Source organism: Mammaliicoccus fleurettii, from assembly GCF_003970575.1.
GTDB lineage: Bacteria > Bacillota > Bacilli > Staphylococcales > Staphylococcaceae > Mammaliicoccus > Mammaliicoccus fleurettii.
The window spans coordinates 1-16,901 of sequence record NZ_RXWZ01000064.1; the positions used below are offsets into that span (position 1 = coordinate 1).

Annotated in this window: 20 protein-coding genes; 5 read left to right on the forward strand and 15 right to left on the reverse strand. The window is 31.3% G+C overall.

Translation table 11 applies throughout. The features are described from left to right. Positions 1 to 41 precede the first annotated feature (41 nt). Together CD129_RS05545 and CD129_RS05550 are read left to right on the forward strand one after the other, a co-directional pair. The gene (locus tag CD129_RS05545) at positions 42 to 1,016 is read left to right on the forward strand and encodes a Gfo/Idh/MocA family protein (protein ID WP_078358474.1); all 975 of its coding nucleotides are present in this window, start codon (positions 42 to 44) and stop codon (positions 1,014 to 1,016) included. Then, positions 1,009 to 1,311 (forward strand): hypothetical protein, encoded by a 303-nt coding sequence (locus CD129_RS05550; RefSeq protein WP_115337257.1) that lies wholly within the window; start codon positions 1,009 to 1,011, stop codon positions 1,309 to 1,311. The genes CD129_RS05545 and CD129_RS05550 overlap by 8 nt, the downstream gene beginning before the upstream one ends. Positions 1,312 to 1,872: 561 nt before the next feature. Here the strand turns inward: CD129_RS05550 and CD129_RS05555 are convergent. Genes CD129_RS05555 through CD129_RS05565 form a run of 3 tightly spaced genes read right to left on the reverse strand, consistent with a single transcriptional unit; the run spans position 1,873 to position 3,704 of the window. Beyond that, a complete protein-coding gene (locus CD129_RS05555; protein ID WP_078358185.1) occupies positions 1,873 to 2,148 on the reverse strand; it encodes a GNAT family N-acetyltransferase in 276 nt (91 codons plus the stop codon). Between the two features lie 21 nt (positions 2,149 to 2,169). Continuing rightward, positions 2,170 to 3,096 carry a manganese-dependent inorganic pyrophosphatase gene (locus CD129_RS05560; protein WP_115337258.1) on the reverse strand — a complete coding sequence of 309 codons (927 nt, stop codon included), beginning with the start codon at positions 3,094 to 3,096 and terminating at the stop codon, positions 2,170 to 2,172. A gap of 59 nt (positions 3,097 to 3,155) precedes the next feature. After that, a complete protein-coding gene (locus CD129_RS05565; protein WP_078358188.1) occupies positions 3,156 to 3,704 on the reverse strand; it encodes a cysteine hydrolase family protein in 549 nt (182 codons plus the stop codon). Between the two features lie 88 nt (positions 3,705 to 3,792). Between CD129_RS05565 and CD129_RS05570 the strand changes: the two genes are divergently transcribed. Both CD129_RS05570 and CD129_RS05575 read left to right on the forward strand, forming a co-directional pair. Beyond that, a complete protein-coding gene (locus CD129_RS05570; RefSeq protein WP_078358190.1) occupies positions 3,793 to 4,899 on the forward strand; it encodes a glycosyl hydrolase family 28-related protein in 1,107 nt (368 codons plus the stop codon). 12 nt (positions 4,900 to 4,911) lie between these two features. Beyond that, positions 4,912 to 5,361 (forward strand): DUF1801 domain-containing protein, encoded by a 450-nt coding sequence (locus CD129_RS05575; RefSeq protein WP_115337259.1) that lies wholly within the window; start codon positions 4,912 to 4,914, stop codon positions 5,359 to 5,361. Positions 5,362 to 5,418: 57 nt separating this feature from the next. On the opposite strand, the gene CD129_RS05580 is transcribed toward CD129_RS05575, so the two are convergent. The 12 genes from CD129_RS05580 to CD129_RS05635 all read right to left on the reverse strand — a co-directional run bounded on the left by CD129_RS05580 (position 5,419) and on the right by CD129_RS05635 (position 15,653). After that, entirely contained in the window at positions 5,419 to 6,228 is an 810-nt protein-coding gene (locus CD129_RS05580) for a prephenate dehydratase (protein ID WP_115337260.1), read from the reverse strand. 14 nt (positions 6,229 to 6,242) lie between these two features. Next, positions 6,243 to 7,301, reverse strand: a complete 1,059-nt coding sequence (locus tag CD129_RS05585) for a nitric oxide synthase oxygenase (RefSeq protein WP_078358199.1) — start codon at positions 7,299 to 7,301, stop codon at positions 6,243 to 6,245. 65 nt (positions 7,302 to 7,366) lie between these two features. Next, positions 7,367 to 7,999, reverse strand: coding sequence for a bifunctional phosphoribosyl-AMP cyclohydrolase/phosphoribosyl-ATP diphosphatase HisIE (gene hisIE, locus CD129_RS05590; protein ID WP_078358202.1), 633 nt, complete (start codon positions 7,997 to 7,999; stop codon positions 7,367 to 7,369). Next, entirely contained in the window at positions 7,996 to 8,754 is a 759-nt protein-coding gene (gene hisF / locus CD129_RS05595; RefSeq protein WP_115337261.1) for an imidazole glycerol phosphate synthase subunit HisF, read from the reverse strand. The genes hisIE and hisF overlap by 4 nt, the downstream gene beginning before the upstream one ends. Then, on the reverse strand, positions 8,751 to 9,455 hold the full coding sequence (hisA, locus tag CD129_RS05600) for a 1-(5-phosphoribosyl)-5-((5-phosphoribosylamino)methylideneamino)imidazole-4-carboxamide isomerase (RefSeq protein ID WP_078358207.1): 705 nt from the start codon (positions 9,453 to 9,455) through the stop codon (positions 8,751 to 8,753). The genes hisF and hisA overlap by 4 nt, the downstream gene beginning before the upstream one ends. After that, on the reverse strand, positions 9,448 to 10,029 hold the full coding sequence (hisH, locus tag CD129_RS05605) for an imidazole glycerol phosphate synthase subunit HisH (RefSeq protein WP_115337262.1): 582 nt from the start codon (positions 10,027 to 10,029) through the stop codon (positions 9,448 to 9,450). The genes hisA and hisH overlap by 8 nt, the downstream gene beginning before the upstream one ends. Then, complete coding sequence (gene hisB, locus CD129_RS05610) at positions 10,029 to 10,607, reverse strand: imidazoleglycerol-phosphate dehydratase HisB (protein ID WP_107509917.1); 579 nt, start codon at positions 10,605 to 10,607, stop codon at positions 10,029 to 10,031. The genes hisH and hisB overlap by 1 nt, the downstream gene beginning before the upstream one ends. Beyond that, on the reverse strand, positions 10,579 to 11,589 hold the full coding sequence (locus CD129_RS05615; RefSeq protein WP_078358214.1) for a pyridoxal phosphate-dependent aminotransferase: 1,011 nt from the start codon (positions 11,587 to 11,589) through the stop codon (positions 10,579 to 10,581). Before CD129_RS05615 ends, hisB begins: the two co-directional genes overlap by 29 nt. Positions 11,590 to 11,592: 3 nt before the next feature. After that, positions 11,593 to 12,849, reverse strand: coding sequence for a histidinol dehydrogenase (gene hisD, locus CD129_RS05620; RefSeq protein WP_115337263.1), 1,257 nt, complete (start codon positions 12,847 to 12,849; stop codon positions 11,593 to 11,595). Beyond that, a complete protein-coding gene (gene hisG, locus CD129_RS05625) occupies positions 12,839 to 13,456 on the reverse strand; it encodes an ATP phosphoribosyltransferase (RefSeq protein ID WP_078358216.1) in 618 nt (205 codons plus the stop codon). Before hisG ends, hisD begins: the two co-directional genes overlap by 11 nt. Positions 13,457 to 13,470: 14 nt before the next feature. Next, on the reverse strand, positions 13,471 to 14,301 hold the full coding sequence (locus tag CD129_RS05630) for an ATP phosphoribosyltransferase regulatory subunit (protein ID WP_078358217.1): 831 nt from the start codon (positions 14,299 to 14,301) through the stop codon (positions 13,471 to 13,473). 185 nt (positions 14,302 to 14,486) lie between these two features. Then, positions 14,487 to 15,653 carry an MFS transporter gene (locus CD129_RS05635; RefSeq protein WP_115337264.1) on the reverse strand — a complete coding sequence of 389 codons (1,167 nt, stop codon included), beginning with the start codon at positions 15,651 to 15,653 and terminating at the stop codon, positions 14,487 to 14,489. A gap of 144 nt (positions 15,654 to 15,797) precedes the next feature. Between CD129_RS05635 and CD129_RS05640 the strand changes: the two genes are divergently transcribed. Further along, positions 15,798 to 16,901, forward strand: a 1,104-nt coding sequence (locus CD129_RS05640) for a nicotinate phosphoribosyltransferase (protein ID WP_126577735.1), incomplete at its 3' end; no start/stop codon positions are given.

Genomic DNA, 16,901 nt, shown 5'->3' on the forward strand with positions numbered 1-16,901 from the left:
GACCATTTTATTAAGAATATATTATGAAAAGGTGAAACTATATGAAATTTGGATTTATAGGTACGAACTGGATTAGTGACAAATTCATTGAAAATGGTAGTCAAGTAGAAGGTTTTGAGCCATATGCTGTATTTTCACGTACAGATGAAAGAGCAAACTATTATAAAGAAAAGCACCAACTAATTGAAACATTTACAAATCTAGAACAATTTTGTGAATCACCAAACTTTGAAGCGGTATATATTGCTTCGCCTAATGCATTTCATTTTGAGCAGGCAGCATTAGCCATAAAAAATAAAAAGCATGTCATAATCGAAAAACCAGCAACTATAATCCAAGCACAATTTGAGACCCTTTCAAAACTTGCTAGTGAATATAATGTTACTGTTATGGAAGCAATGAAGTCAACATTATTATCTCCATTTGTAGAATTTACAAATGCAAAAATTGATATTGGTGAAATACGATATGCAGATTTTCATTATCATCAATATTCATCAAGATATGATAAATATAAGAATGGTATTGTTGAAAATGCATTTAAACCAGAACTTGGTAATGGTGCATTAATGGATCTTGGAGTTTATACTGTAGCGCCAATTATACATTTGTTTGGTATGCCTGAAAATATTCGAGCAAATGGATTTAAACTTGATACCGGAGCAGACGGACAAGGAAATGCAATACTCGATTTTAATACATTCCAAGCAACAATTAGTTATTCTAAAATATGCGATAGAGTTAGCCCTTCAGAAATTATTGGAGAAAATGGTTATGTGATGATAGATAAAATTAGTGCCCCGTCTAATATAAAAGTGTTTAATAGAGATGGAGAGCTATTGAACGAGTTTACAGGGGACGAAACATATACAATGAAAGAAGAAATTATAGAATTTATGAAATGTGTCAAAGAAAATAAAATAGAATCAACTATTAACACACATGAAAGAACATTAAACACTATAAAAGTATTAGATGAAATAAGAAAGCAAATAGGGGTAGAATTTAATGTCTAAAAAAGTTTTTGCGATTGTAAGTATTCTATGTATAGTTATATTATTAATGGTTACATTAGTTCCATTTAAACAAGAACCATCTTCAACAACAAGAGTTGTCGTTGATCATTTTAATCATAAATATGCTTTTCCAAGCTGTTATGATTATGAAGAAGCATCAAATTACATAGATGAAGTTACTTTAGAAGACGCACAAGACTTAAAATATCCACCTATAAATAAATGTACAACAGAGAAAGCTAAGCCACAGTACAAATCATTGTTAAAGAGAGTGCTGGAAAGTACCGAAATATAATATTCTGGAATTAATACTTCAATATATAGTGAAAATGTTTTGAGAGTTATGCTTTAAATTTTTATAAATTCATATAAGTAACTTGTAGAGCTACCATCAGAGTACCAGCAAAGTCTTAGAACTTTGTTGGTATTTTTTATGCGCATGCTTTCCGCGGGCATGTTCTCAGCCTGTAGTCTTCGAATCATGCTTTTCCCCAGGAGTCAGCGCTAAAAAATTCCAAATATCAACAAACTGAACCTATAAATTTAAGCTCAATTTGTTTACAGTCCATAGTATTTCCTAAGCCACTATTTTTATCCTCATGCATTACCCGGCGCACTTTTAAGAGTACCAGTATAAGCAAGTTTCAGCAAAATTGCTGATAAGAGGTGTAGTAAAAGCAAGTTTCAGTAAAATAGCTGATAAGAGTACCAGTATAAGCAGGTTACAGAGAAATTGCTGATAAGAGGTACAGTATAAGCAGATTTAAAAAATAAGCATATCACTGTATACTTTAAAAATTCAGTTACGTGATATGCTTATTTTTTTGAGTTAGGAATTATATCCGGACTCTTATCATTATTTTTTTAATACGTCGTGTGTGCTTTGGTCTTTAGTCATAACATCTTGAACGTAAGGGCATACTGGATCAATAACTTTACCTTCTGATCGTGCTTTATCAATTACAATATCAACTAGCTTTCTAGCCATTCCGTGACCTCTTAAAGAAGGGTCAACAAATGTATGATCTACAACGAGCGTCTTACCATCCAAATCTTGATACGTAATTTCTGCCTCAAAATCATTTTCCGAGTTACCTACATAAAACTTGTTTGTACCTTGTTTGATTTCCATTGCAATCACACTCCTTATAAATTATTTACCTAATAATTCATCGATTGGTGGTACAACTTGTTTCTTACGTGACACAACGCCAGGTAATACTGCTACATTACCATTTAATTCAGTATTAAATGCTTTTGCAACTGCTTGTTGTTCTTTACCTAAAGCAATCACTGTTGAATCACTGTTTAATATATCAGTAATAACAAATACGAATAAATCGTATTGTTCATTTGCAATTATTGCGTTGATTTCATTTTCAACATCTTCTTGAATTTCAAGAACTTCTTTTACATCTACAGTGTTAACTTGAGCGATACGTACAAGTTTGTCACCCATGTTGAATGATTTAGCATCCATATTTAATAAAAATTCTGGTGTTTTACCTTTAACTGAAGCACCAGCTTTAAGCATTTCTAATCCATATTCATTTAAATCAACATTGGCAATTTCAGCTAATTCTTCACAAGCTTTTTTATCTTGGTCTGTACATGTTGGTGATTTAAATAGAAGTGTGTCAGAAATAATAGCTGAAATCATTAATCCAGCAAATTCAGGTTTAATTTCTATACTGTTTTCATTGTACATTTTTTTAAGGATTGTAGTTGTACAACCAACTGGCTCAGCTCTGTAATATAATGGGGCACCAGTTTCAAAATTACTAATACGATGATGATCAACTACCATTGTTATAGTCGCATCTGTAATATCATCTGCACTTTGTTGGAATTCGTTATGGTCAACTAAAATAACGTCTTTACCTTTTAAAGGTGTTTCTAATAATGCAGGTGCATCAACTTTGAAATAATCTAATGCGTATTGTGTTTCGTCAGAAATTTCTCCAAGTCTAACTGCTTGAACATCATTTCCAAGTTCTTTTTGTAAATCTTCCATTACTAATGCTGAAGCAATAGTGTCTGTGTCTGGATTCTTATGTCCAAATATAAATGTGTTTACCAATGTAAATTCTCCTTTAGCTTTGAATATTCTGTCACTTTATTTTACCACGAACATCTTGTCTATTCTACAAACGCGCCTATACTATTTTCAAAATGTGTAAGTGCCCAATCATGCCCAGCTTGATTAAATGAGGCTACACAATTTTTAGGAATATGAATTTTATAATTCAGATTATAAGCGTCTATAGCAGTATGGAGTACACAAATATCAGTACAGACACCAACTATCTCAACAGTATCAACTGCTCTTTCTCTTAACAAACTATCTAGATTCGTACCGAAAAATGCACTATATCTTGTTTTATCTAACCAAAATACATTTTTGGAATTTTGGATTTCTTCGTATTGAGATTTTAATGTGTTGTATAATTCTCTACCGTTCGTTCCCTTAATATTATGGGGTGGAAAGAGTTTCGTTTCAGGATGATAAGGATCATTTTCAAAATGGTAATCCATTAAATAAAAAATTAAATCTTGATTAGTATTATAATCTTCAATTTTGTTATATATATTTTTTTCGATTTTTTGACCAGGTTCACCACAAGTTAGTTTCCCATCAGTAGCAACAAAATCATTTGAATAATCTACAACTATTAATGCTTTCTTCAATTAAATTCCCCCTAATTGTCTATAATTTAATTTCAGTGTAATATGAATATATATGAAAGTATACGCTATATTAAGGTGGTTATGAAGTATGAAGAATATAGTTAACGTGAAAAATTATGGTGCTAAAGGTGGGTGTGGGTTAACCGATACAATTGGTATCCAATTAGCATTGTTACAAGCAAGAAAAGGACCAGTAACTGTTTATATCCCAAAAGGTGTTTACCATATCATTTATGAATTAGTTATTTATGAAAATACAACACTTATTCTAGATGATGAGGCAACTCTTATAAGAAAATCATCTAATGCAATGTTGAAAAATGGTCATAAATTTAAAAAATACTATGGATATAACGGCCATAGTAATATAAATATTATTGGTGGAACTTTCGATGCGTATGGACATACTAATAATACTAACAATACGATTATGTCGATAGGTCATGCTAGCAATATTCAAATTCATAACGTAACTTTTAAAAATGTTGTAGGTGGACATGCAATTGATGCGTGTGGTTTAGATGGTTTTTATGTGAGTAAGTGTAAATTTTTAGGATTTCGAGATGATAGTGGTAAGAGACTATTTAGTGAAGCGGTACAGATAGATATACAAACTAAGGGTGCATTTCCTAAGTTTGGAGCACCTGATGGTACGATTACTAAAAATGTCTTAATAGAAAATTGTTATTTTGGAAACTCTGGAGATCCAAATATGTCAGCATGGAACAGGGCGGTTGGTTCACATGCAAGTATGTATAATGCGTTTTATGAAAATATTCATATTCAAAATAATACATTTGAAGGCTTAGGAGATTTTGCGGTTACACTTTTAAAATCAAAAGAAACAACAGTAACAAATAATACATTTATTGATTGTGAAGGTGGCGTCCGGTATTTAGCAGTACCGACCGGTAAATATTCATTAGATATTAATCAGTTTGATAGAGGTGGACAAGCAGGTTCAACATTATTAATTGGAGAAAATACATTTAAAAACATTAAAAGTAAACAAAGTATTCTCGTTAAGAGTTATGAAAAAGTTAAGAATAAAGATATTTATATTTTCAATAATCATTTTGAAGGAGACACTTCAAATAACATTAAATTCATAAAATCAACTGATATATATTTGATGAATAATAAGCATTTAACGCGCATTGACAAAGATAAAGTAGATAGACTAATACAAATATAAGAGGTGTATCTAATGAATGAAATAGAAAGTTATATTGATCAAATCGATGCAAAAAGAAAAGAAGCTTATATTAAATTGTATGAAGTAATTCAAGAACATCTTCCAATTGGATTTGAACCAGTATTACAATATGGCATGCCTACATTTGTAGTACCACTTAATACTTATCCAAAAGGTTACTTAAATAGAACTGACGAACCACTGCCATTTATTAGTATAGGCGTTCAAAAAAATCATATTGCCTTATATCATATGGGATTGTATGGAATGGAAGAACTCAAAGAATGGTTTGAACGTGAATATGCAGAACGAGTTCCAACGAAATTAAACATGGGTAAAAGTTGCATCAGATTTACAAATACAAAAACGATTCCCTATGGTTTGATTGGTGAGTTGAGTGAAAAAGTTACAGTAAAAGAATGGATAAATAAATACGAAACGGGTCATAGAAATAGTAAATAAATAAAAGAGTGGGACGAAGAAATCTTTTAATAAAATCAGATTTCTGTCCCACTCTTTTTATATATGTTTATCAAAATTACCTAGTACTTTCACATTAAATTCTAAGGTTTTCAATATCGTAATAACTTTTTTCATTTCTACATCATCTGCACTACAATCAGCCTGTACAAAGAAATGATACATTCCAAGTTGAGTCTTTAGTGGGCGTGATTCAATCCATGAAAGGTTAATGTTAAATAGTGCAAATGTATTTAATATACTTGCTAGTAGACCAGGTTTATCTTGATCTGGAGTGATCAATAATATACTGTCTGTTGCTTTTTTAACTGGTTTTTCTTGAGCAGATAGTACTAAAAACCTTGTTGTGTTATGTGGATAGTCTTCAATATGTTGGTGTAGAGCGATTATTTCATTATTAGTTTCTTCTAAACTAATTGGTGCAATTGCAGCAGTATGATCATCTATCTCATCTAAACTTTGTACTGTACTGTCTGAATACCGATATGTAAAGTTATGATTCTTAATGAATTTTGAAGTCTGATTAATAGCTGGTGCGATTGAAACGACTTCATTTATATCTTCTAATTTTGTTCCCTTTTTAACATAAAGTGAAAAGGAAATGTCTAAATGTAATTCATCTATAACATGAATTTTTTGTTCGGTTAATGAGTCTGCAATAATGTTAATCGTTCCTTCTATAGAATTTTCTATAGGAGCAATTGCTATATTTTGTGGATCTGTTTCTATTGCTTTAACAACTTCGTATAAATTTGATTTTGGTATATATTCTTCTATTTCATTTTGTTTATATTTTAATGCAGCCATATGTGAAAATGTTCCTAATGGCCCTAAATAATATAATTTCATAAAATACTTCCTTTCTAATGGAATGGACAACCTTGTTCTGTTTGTTTATATAAAAAGTTAGGACTTCTCATTTCATTATCATAGCCTTTATGATAATTATGTACAAGTGAGGGTGAAAGGGGGGGAGCTAGCCAACTCCATTTACCTGTAACTTTTCTATTAACATTATTTTCATTGTCTTCGAACTTTTTAAACTGCTTTGATGCGTTGTAATGATCTACTATTGAAACTCCAGATTGTTTAAACGAATGAAAAACAGCGTAGTTAAATTCTACTAAAGCTTTATCTCTCCAATAACTTGATGTTGTTGATGTATCTAAATTAAAAGCTTCAGCTATATCTTTCAATTTGTCATAACGATATTCATCTGTAAAGTTTCTAACCCCAATTTCAGTTTCCATATACCAACCATTAAATGGAGCAGTATGATAATAAAGCCCACCAATTTCTAAATCCATATTAGATATGATAGGTACTGCATACCATTTTAATTGCAACTTTTCTAAAGCAGGAAATTGCTCATGTTTGATTGATACTTCTTTAATTAATCCTTCAGTATAAGAGTGGAATTGCAGCGGTTGTTTATTAATACGATAAATAAGTGGGAGTATATCAAAGTCAGAATGCTTACCTTGCCAATTTAGGTGTTGAGCGAGTTGAGTGGTTTCTCTCGACTTAGGATCACCATAATTTTCATACCCAGCATATCGGATAAGCTGTTCATTCTTAATTTCAATTTGATTAGAGTATATACTAATCATAGGTTTAATTTTGCCATTATTTGTAGCTTGTTCAATATGTTCTTCAATAGAGTGTAGAAATTGTTTTTCACTATTGATATGTCTTAAATCTCTGACAGTTAATTTGTCCCAAAAAAGGCGTCCTATACATCTATTAGAATTTCTCCACGCTACTTTAGCACCATACTCAAGTTCATCTTTATTATGTGTATATGTTCCTGTTTGATTTATTTCATCTTGTATTTCTTGAATTCTTTTATGCGCTTTTGTTTCATCTATATTAAGTTCTTTATACATATCTATAATAAAAGTAGTCGCTTTTTCTTGTATCATAATTACACCTCTATGTACTAGTATAAGCGACTACTATATTTTGGCAATATGTGATTTATGACAAATTACCAATTATTAATATTCTTGCGTTCACCTTTGAAATTACCTGATTTTTTGTGACGTTCTTTCAATACATCAACTACTTCTTCAAATTTCACGCCTCGATCATGAAGAAGAACAAATAGGTGGTAAAGTACATCTGCTACTTCATTAGTTAGTTCCAAGTTATCATGTTTCATAGCAGCTATAACAACTTCGAAAGATTCTTCACCAAATTTTTTTGTAATTTTATCTATACCTTCAGATAACAAATAGTTAGTATAAGATTTTTGATTATTTGAGTTTACACTTTCTTGAATTGTTGACTCTAACGATTCAAGAGAATAAGGTTCATCGGTATTGAAACAACTAATCGAACCAGTATGACAAGTTGGTCCATCTGGATTAACTTGTAATAAAATTGTATCTTGGTCACAATCTAATTTTATATCTAAAACATGTTGAATATTATTTGAAGATTCGCCTTTTTTCCAAAGACGATTTTTACTTCTTGAATAAAACCAGCACACTTTTTCTTGAACTGTTAAGTTATAAGCTTCTTCATTCATATAGCCAAGCATTAGTACTTGACCTGATTGGTAATGTTGCAATATTGCAGGCACTAAACCTTTTGAAAAATCAGGTGTTAATTGACTCATCGTACATTCACTCCTTCGTTAGATAAATGTGTTTTAACGGCTTGAATTGTTGTTTCTTTATCATGGAAGATACTAGCAGCAAGTCCAGCTGATACGTCTGTTTCTGTGAATAAATCGACAAAATGTTGACTATTACCTCCGCCTCCTGAAGCGATGACTGGAATGTTTACGAGTTTAGTAATTTCGCTTAATAATTTGTGGTCGAAGCCTTGTTTAACACCATCATAATCCATACTTGTTACAAGCAATTCACCTGCGCCTAAACTTTCTACTTCTTTGACCCAGTCTAGCACACGTTTATCTGTTCTTTGTTTACCACCGTGAGTATAGCAATACCAATCTTGAAGTTGTTCTTCCCACTTAGCATCAACAGCTATACAAATACATTGTTTTCCAAACTTGTCACTTGCTTCACGTATGAAATTAGGATGACGTAAAGCACTTGAGTTTAAAGAAATTTTATCAGCACCATGATTTAGAAGGGTAGAAATATCGTCTAGAGTACTTATGCCTCCACCAATAGTTAGAGGGATAAAAAGTTTAGAAGCAGTTTGACTAATAATATCTAACATCATTTGATGTCCATTTTCAGTTTTAGATATGTCTAAAAACACGAGTTCATCTGCTGCTTCTTGATTATAATATTCTGCTAATTCAACCGGGTGCCCTATATCTCTTAATCCTTTAAATTTTATACCTTTAACGACTCGACCTTCTTTTACATCTAAACAAGGGATGATTCTTTTCTTGATCATGAAATACCCTCCCAGAATTCATCAGTATTTGCTGCTTTTCCAACTATAGCTGCATGGACATTTAATTGATTAAGTTGATCGATATCATCTTTGTTTCTTATTCCACCAGATGCAATAATTGGAATTGAAGTTGATTGTACTAATTTGCCAGTTAACTCAAAGTTAGGTCCAGATAACTTACCATCTTTTGATATGTCAGTATAAATAATACCTCCGATTGGAAGATGTTCAATTCTTTTAATGAAGTCGAATAGATTCATACCTGCATCTTCAATCCAACCGTTTAATTTGATTTCTTCAACGTATGCATCAACAGATAAATATATTTTGTTTGGAAACTGGTTTGTAATTTGTTTTAACCAATTTAAATCTTGAATACCTTTTGTTCCGACAATGATGTATTCAATTCCTTTGTCGAAATATGATTGAATCGTGTCGATGCTTCTAATGCCACCACCAACTTCAATTGGTAAATGTGTTAAATTAACAAGTTGTTCTATGTAGTCCGCTTCTGTTGGTTGCTGTTTTTTTGCTCCTATTAAATCGATAACATGAATTCTAGAGACTTGGTCAAATTTTGAATAGAAGGCGATGGCTTCTTCGGCTGTGCGTGCCATGGATTCCTTTGAATCATATTTACCTTCAGTTAATCTCACACTTGTTGAATCAATTAAATCAATTGCTGGCCATATTTCAATCATTTAAAAACCCCTCTTTCAATGCTAAATCTAAAATTTCAAGTCCATAGTCACCACTTTTTTCAGGATGAAATTGAATGCCAATAATATTTTTTTGTTGAACAATTGCAGTAATCGGTTGCCCATAATCTGCAGTCGCTATAACAGGTGAATTAGTTGAAACGTGATATGAATGTATAAAATAAACATCACCATTTAATATAAGATGCTCACTTTGTAAATTATTCCAACCTAAATGTGGTACTGGATAGGGACTTTCTATAGGTTTAACTTTACCTTCAAGTAGACCGAGTCCTTTAGTAGCACCTTCCTCGCTAAATTCAAATAGAACTTGCATGCCTAAACAGATTCCAATAATTCTATGTGTATCTTTTATTTCATTAAGTACTTTATCTAAACCACTTTTTTGTAATTGATTCATTGCATCTTTGAAATGACCAACACCAGGTAACACTACATGTGTACTATTTTTTATAGTCGTAATGTCTGATGTTAATTCAGCTTCATAACCTAAATGAAGAAGGGCACGTTCAATATTTTTAATATTACCTAAACCGTAATCGATAATTGCTATCATTATTCAATCACACCCTTAGATGATGGGACACCATCGAAATCATCTTTACTTAAGGCAATTTTTAAACTTCTTGCAAATGCTTTAAATATAGCTTCAATTTCATGATGCGTGTTACCACCTCTAATTAAATCTATATGTGTTGTTAATCTAGCATTAATTACAAGTGCTCTAAAAAATTCTTCTACAAGTTCAGTATCAAAAGTTCCAACTTTTTCACGAGAAAATTGTGCATTAAATGATAAGAAGGGACGACCGCTAATATCTGTTACAACACGCGCTAGGGTTTCATCCATTGGAATATAAAAAGTGCCATACCTACTAAATGATTTTTTGTCTATAATTGCTTCTAAAAGTAATTGACCAATTACAATACCTATATCTTCAACTGTATGATGGTCATCTACATGTGTATCACCATCTACATTTACTTTTAAAGTTATACCACTATGAAAACTAAATAAAGTGAGCATATGATCTAAAAATCCTACACCAGTATTAATTTGAGATGCTTCATCATTAAATAACAATTGAATATTAATATCCGTTTCTTTAGTTGATCTTGCTTTTTGATAAGTCATATCTTTGCCTCCATTCTTTTACGACTTTTTCTAAGTCTTCTAACTGTGGTTCAGTTGCGATAGAGTAGCGTACAGTTTGCTTCATGTTAGGTTCATCATAAAACCTAGGTAAAAACCCTTTACTATAAATATATTTGCCTAAATCTTGAGCTAAGTTACCATATGTTAATACGAAATTTGTTTTTGATGGCAAAACATTAATAATGTCACTTACATTATTTTCGAATATTGTTCTAAGTTTTACACATAATTGTCTTTGTCGGTTCAATAAAGAGCTTACAAGGTCCTTATCATTAAATAGCGCAGTCGCTATTGTTAAAGTTAAAGTATTTAAAGGATAGGGATGTGCAATACTATTTAAAGTTTGAATCGTTTTTTTCGTAGAAATAACTATACCAACTCTTAATCCGGCAAGTGCGAATGCTTTACTTAATGTCCTCATTTGAATGATGTGATCTTTCAATTCGATTTCATAAGCATCACCAAAATCTAAATATGCCTCATCAATAACAAAGTATCCTCCGATTTCCTTCATCAACTCAGAAATTTCTTCTAAAAATTCTGGAGAGTATTGAATACCTGAAGGATTATGTGGAACACTCATAATAAAAAATGCTGGTTTGATACGACGTATTTCATTTTTGATTTTGTCTAATGAAAATGTATAGTCTTGTTCAGCGTCAACATAATGGATAGGGCGATTAATTTGATGAGCATATGCTGTGTACATGAAAAAGTCAGGGTTCAATGTTAATACTGGACCATCTGGTAAAGCAATCATACATTTTTGAATCCATTCATCAGAACCATTTGCTGCTGAAATTTGATTAGGTGATAATTGATAATAATTAGCATAAGCATTAATAAATGCATCATATTCTTCATCAGGGTAAAAGTTAAAATCTGAATTGGATATAATTTCTTTTAATATTTCTTCATCCAAAGCAGGAATTGGACTTTCGTTTTTGTTAATTCTAATCATATTTCACGACTCCTTGTTGTTTGTTAATCTTACTTCTAATGATTGTTTATGTTGGTATAAACCTTCTTCTTCAGCTAATGCAATTGCACTTGGCGCAATTTCTTGATAAGCATGTTCATCAAGATGAATAACAGAGTGGCTAGTTAAGAAATCATTTACAGTAAGACCATTTGAAAACCTTGCTGTCTGATCTGTAGGTAGAACATGACTTGGACCTGCAGCGTAATCACCAATTGCTTCAGGTGAGTATTGACCTAAAAACATTGCGCCAACATATTTAATTTTGCCAATATATAAGTCTGGTTCAGTCGTTTGAATAGATAAATGTTCTGGTGCGATATAATTTACGACTTCAATCGTTTCATTAATATCTGTTGTTAAAATAGGATAATGAAAGTTTTTTATGCTTTTCTCAATAATGTTTTTTCTAGGTGCTAGATCTATTGCTTGTTGAAGCTTTTGATTAACTTTACTTAAAAATGACTGATCTGTTGATAATAAGAAAGTTCGAGCTTGTTCATCGTGTTCAGCTTGAGCTAAAATATCTTGAATGATATAGTCCACATTTGAATGCTCATCAGCAATAAGTGCAATTTCACTTGGACCAGCTATTTGATCAATACCAACTACACCATATAGTAATTGTTTACTTAGTGAGACATATTGATTACCGGGACCAACAATTTTATCTACTTTAGGTATTGATTCTGTACCATATGCAAGTGCTGCAATACTTTGAGCACCACCTACTTGAAACACACGATTTACCCCTGTAATATGACATGCTGCTAATATAGCTGGGTCAATGCCATCTTTTTGTGGTGGGGTAACAACTATGATTTCTTTAACATTTGCTACTTTTGCAAGAGTAGCTGTCATTAAAACTGTTGAAGGATAACTTGCTTTTCCGCCTGGAACATAAATACCTACTTTTTCAATTGGATGGTAAAGTTGATAAGTTTGTCCTGTAGTTACATTTTCGTGCTTTATTTTTTGTTGAAACGCTTTAATATATTTATGACTCGTTTCGAGTGCTGATTTTAATTCATGTGAGATAAGATTAATACTGTTCTTAATTTCATGTTGAGGCACTTCAATTTGTTCTAGATCAACATTATCAAATTTTTTATTATATTTAAATATTGCTTGATCTTTATTTGTTTTTACATCTTCAATGATGTTTTTTACACTTTCAGTATTACGCTCATCAGCAATTCTGTCTTGCTCAAATTGTTTAATAAACTGTGTTTTAGATAGCATTGATAGACACCCCAATTTCTTCTATAAATGATTCGATAACATTAGATTTACTAAAGAAAGCATGTTTATTTGTTATTAATTTTGCATTTATATCCCCAATAGATTCTTTTTCAACAAGTCCATTAGATTTTAAAGTTGTGCCAGTTTGAACAATATCAACTATTGCATCAACCATATTCACAACGGCAGCTAATTCTACTGAACCAGATAGGGGAATGATAGAAACATCTTGTCCTTTATTTTTAAAATATGCTTTAGTAGTTTTCACATATGTTGTGGCAATTTTTTTATATTCTGTAACATCTGGTTTACTTGCAACAGCAAAATGACAAAACCCAAAAGGTAAATCAACTAAGTTATTAACATTGAGTTTGTCTTTTTCATCAAGAATATCACTGCCCGTTATACCAATATCAGCAATGCCTTGTTCAACATAAGTTGGTACATCATGACCTTTAACTAAGATAAATCTGACATTTTCGACTTGGATTTGCAGTTTACGCTCTCTTTTATTAAGCGCATCTGACCATTTTGAATTACCATTTGAATCTATAAATTTAATAAAATCTTTTAAAAGACGTCCTTTACTTAGCGCAACTGTTAACATAATAACCTCCTAAATTAATTTAATTGAATACCGAACCCGAAACCTTCTAAAGTACCGTTATAGTGTCCACCCGATGCGATAGGGTTACGATTATTATTTTGATAAAGTTGTATAAAACTTCCTACATAATATGATTTTGGAGGCATCGTTGTAATATCTAAATGGATATGATTAATGCCTGATGCCTCAAGAGTAGATTTCCAATACTGTAACGATTTATATGTTGGATGTTCAACATCAGCAAAATTCGTTAAGAAATCTAATTGATGATGTGTTGGTGTTTTTAATAGTTGAACTAAAGTATGGTTTTGAGAAAGTAATTTAGAAATTTTTGAAATATTTCTTTCACTTATTGCTAGAAATAATTCTTCAGTTTGTTCTTCTTTAGGCAATAAAAGGTCGAATAATTGATAATGACCAATAACTGCAAAGTCTACATTAAGTTCAAGTTCCTTTTGAATGAAATCATGAATGTACTGATAACATTGCAACATATCATTTCTTGTTGGATTAAATATCTCTACACCTAAATTAGTAAATATATGTTCATTAATTGAAATAGGACCAGCGTATGTGACACGAGACGCTTTTAATTGATATTCGCGGCTATAATGCTGAATTTGATCAGTCCAGTCATTTCTTAAACTATAAAAAGCATCACCATTTTTCCAAATACTTCTAGTATCTAGACTATTTAAATCATCCTGAGTCAATTGTTTCCATTGTAGTTTTTCAATGAAGTTCATATCGATGACTTCAAAATCTTTAGAACTAAAATACTTTAAGAACTTAAGTTCCTTTTCTTTCTTATTAATAACGTCATCTTTATATTTTACATAATCCATATTATAAACCTCGCTTTTACTCTCTACCAAGTTAAAGTATTTTTTTAATTATAAATGATACTATAACATGCATAAACTAACTAATCAATTGAAAGTTCTGAATATTTAAATTATCAAACAATTATAAATTAAAAAAACCAAATTGCATATGCAATTTGGTTCCTCCGTATTTTATATTTCGTATATTATTCTATTTGTTGTGGTGTTCGGTGAACTAATAGTAATATGAACACGATAAATACAAATACAGCAATCATTGTGAAGAATATCGTTCCGTTTGATATTTGAATAATTGTTCCGCCTAATATTGGTCCTATCATACTACCGATACTGAATGACATTGCGATCATTAAGTTACCAGCGGGTAGGTTATGCTTTGGTGTTAAGTCTGTCATATAACTTACACCTAAACCATAAAATGATCCTGTAAAGAGTCCTGCAATTAAAAATAATCCCATCATTATAAAGGTTGTATTAGGTAAAAAGTCACCTAAGAGGAATATGATACTTCCAATTAAAGTTAAACAGAGTAATACTTTTTTTCTACCATGAATGTCACTAAACATTCCTAACGGTACTTGGAATAGAATAGCACCTAAGCTGAACGCTGGTAATATTAATGTGATACTCGTAACATCAAGACCATTTCTTAAACCATAAACTGGAAAGTTACTATGTAGTCCCGCTTCGAATAATCCATATAATAATGGAAACATGAAAGCAATCCATGATGTTTTTATGACGTCTCCGAAGTTCTTCAATGTATTAATCATGCTAATAGGACGCACATTCGATGAAGGAAATTCATTATGAATTAAAAGTACTAACAAAATGGTAATGATAGAGAGCATTGCTGAAAGAATAAATGGTAATGCTTCTGAAACGTCTACGAGTTTAGCTAATAAAGGTCCAAGCATAAACCCTGCTGAAAAACTGAATCCATATACTGAAATTGTTCTACCAAGTTTATGTTTCGGTGTCATATGTGTTAACCATGTTTGTGTACTAAAATGAAGCATGTTATCACCAACACCAATTAAAAGTCTTAAAATAAACCATATAGATAAAGTTTTTAATGTAGGGAATAACAATAAAGATAAGGCAACTATAGCGCCACCAATTAGTATCATATATTTAAAACCGGATTTACGTACTAGTCCTTCAATAAAGAATGAAGAAAGAAATACGCCAATATATAAAGAAGTTGCATGTATACCGTTTACTGAACTAGAGATCCCGTTACGTTCAAATATTACTGAAATTAATGGTAAGAGCATTCCTTGTGAGAAACCGGAGATAGCTACAATAATTGAAAGTATAATAAATAATTTTTTGAATGAAGAATTTTTCATTTGTTAGCCTCCCACTTAATTTTACATCTTAAGTATTTTATCATAGAGATAAATGAGTTGATATATTTAAGTTACTTTTTAAAATTTAAATTAGAAAGTATGATAAAATAATATAAAATTATATAACCTGAGGAGTATTGAATAATGTATAAATATGAAGACGATAGTTTAATGTTACACACGGATTTATATCAAATCAATATGGGCGAAACTTATTGGAATGATGGGATTCATGAACGTAAAGCTATATTTGATCTATATTTTAGAAGTATGCCATTTAATAGTGGGTATGCTATTTTTAGTGGATTAGAGAGAATTGTACAATTTATTGAAAATTTCAAGTTTACAGATTCAGATATTGAATACTTGAGAGAAATTGGATATCAAGATGATTATTTAGATTATTTAAAAGCTTTACGTTTTACAGGTAACATTAGAGCGATGAAAGAAGGGGAGTTATGTTTTAATAATGAACCTCTCCTTAGAGTTGAAGCACCATTAATTCAAGCTCAACTAGTTGAAACAGCACTATTAAATATCGTGAATTTCCAAACTTTAATTGCTACGAAAGCAAGTAGAATTAAGCAAGTGGTGCGTGATGAAATTGTCATGGAATTTGGTACAAGAAGAGCACAAGAAATGGATGCTGCTATATGGGGTGCAAGAGCAGCGGTCATCGGGGGCTTTGACTCAACAAGTAATGTTAGAGCAGGTAAATTATTTGGTATTCCGATTTCTGGGACACATGCACATTCAATGGTACAAACTTATGATGATGAATACATTGCTTTTAAAAAGTATGCTGAAAGACATAAAAATTGTGTTTTCCTCGTAGATACATTCCATACACTTAAATCCGGTGTACCAAACGCTATTAAAGTAGCAAAAGAGTTAGGCGATAAAATTAATTTTATAGGTATTCGATTAGACTCAGGTGATATTGCGTATTTATCTAAAGAAGCAAGAAGAATGTTAGATGAAGCGGGATTCACTGATGCAAAAATATTTGCTTCAAATGACTTAGATGAAGAAACAATCACAAGTTTAAAAGCACAAGGAGCAAAAGTTACAGCTTGGGGTGTAGGTACTAAACTTATTACCGCATATGATCAACCAGCTCTTGGTGCTGTATACAAACTTGTGGCAATTGAAGATGAGAATGGTGAACTTTCAGATCGTATTAAAATTTCTAACAATGCAGAAAAAGTTACGGTTCCTGGTAAGAAAAATGTCTATAGAGTTATTAAT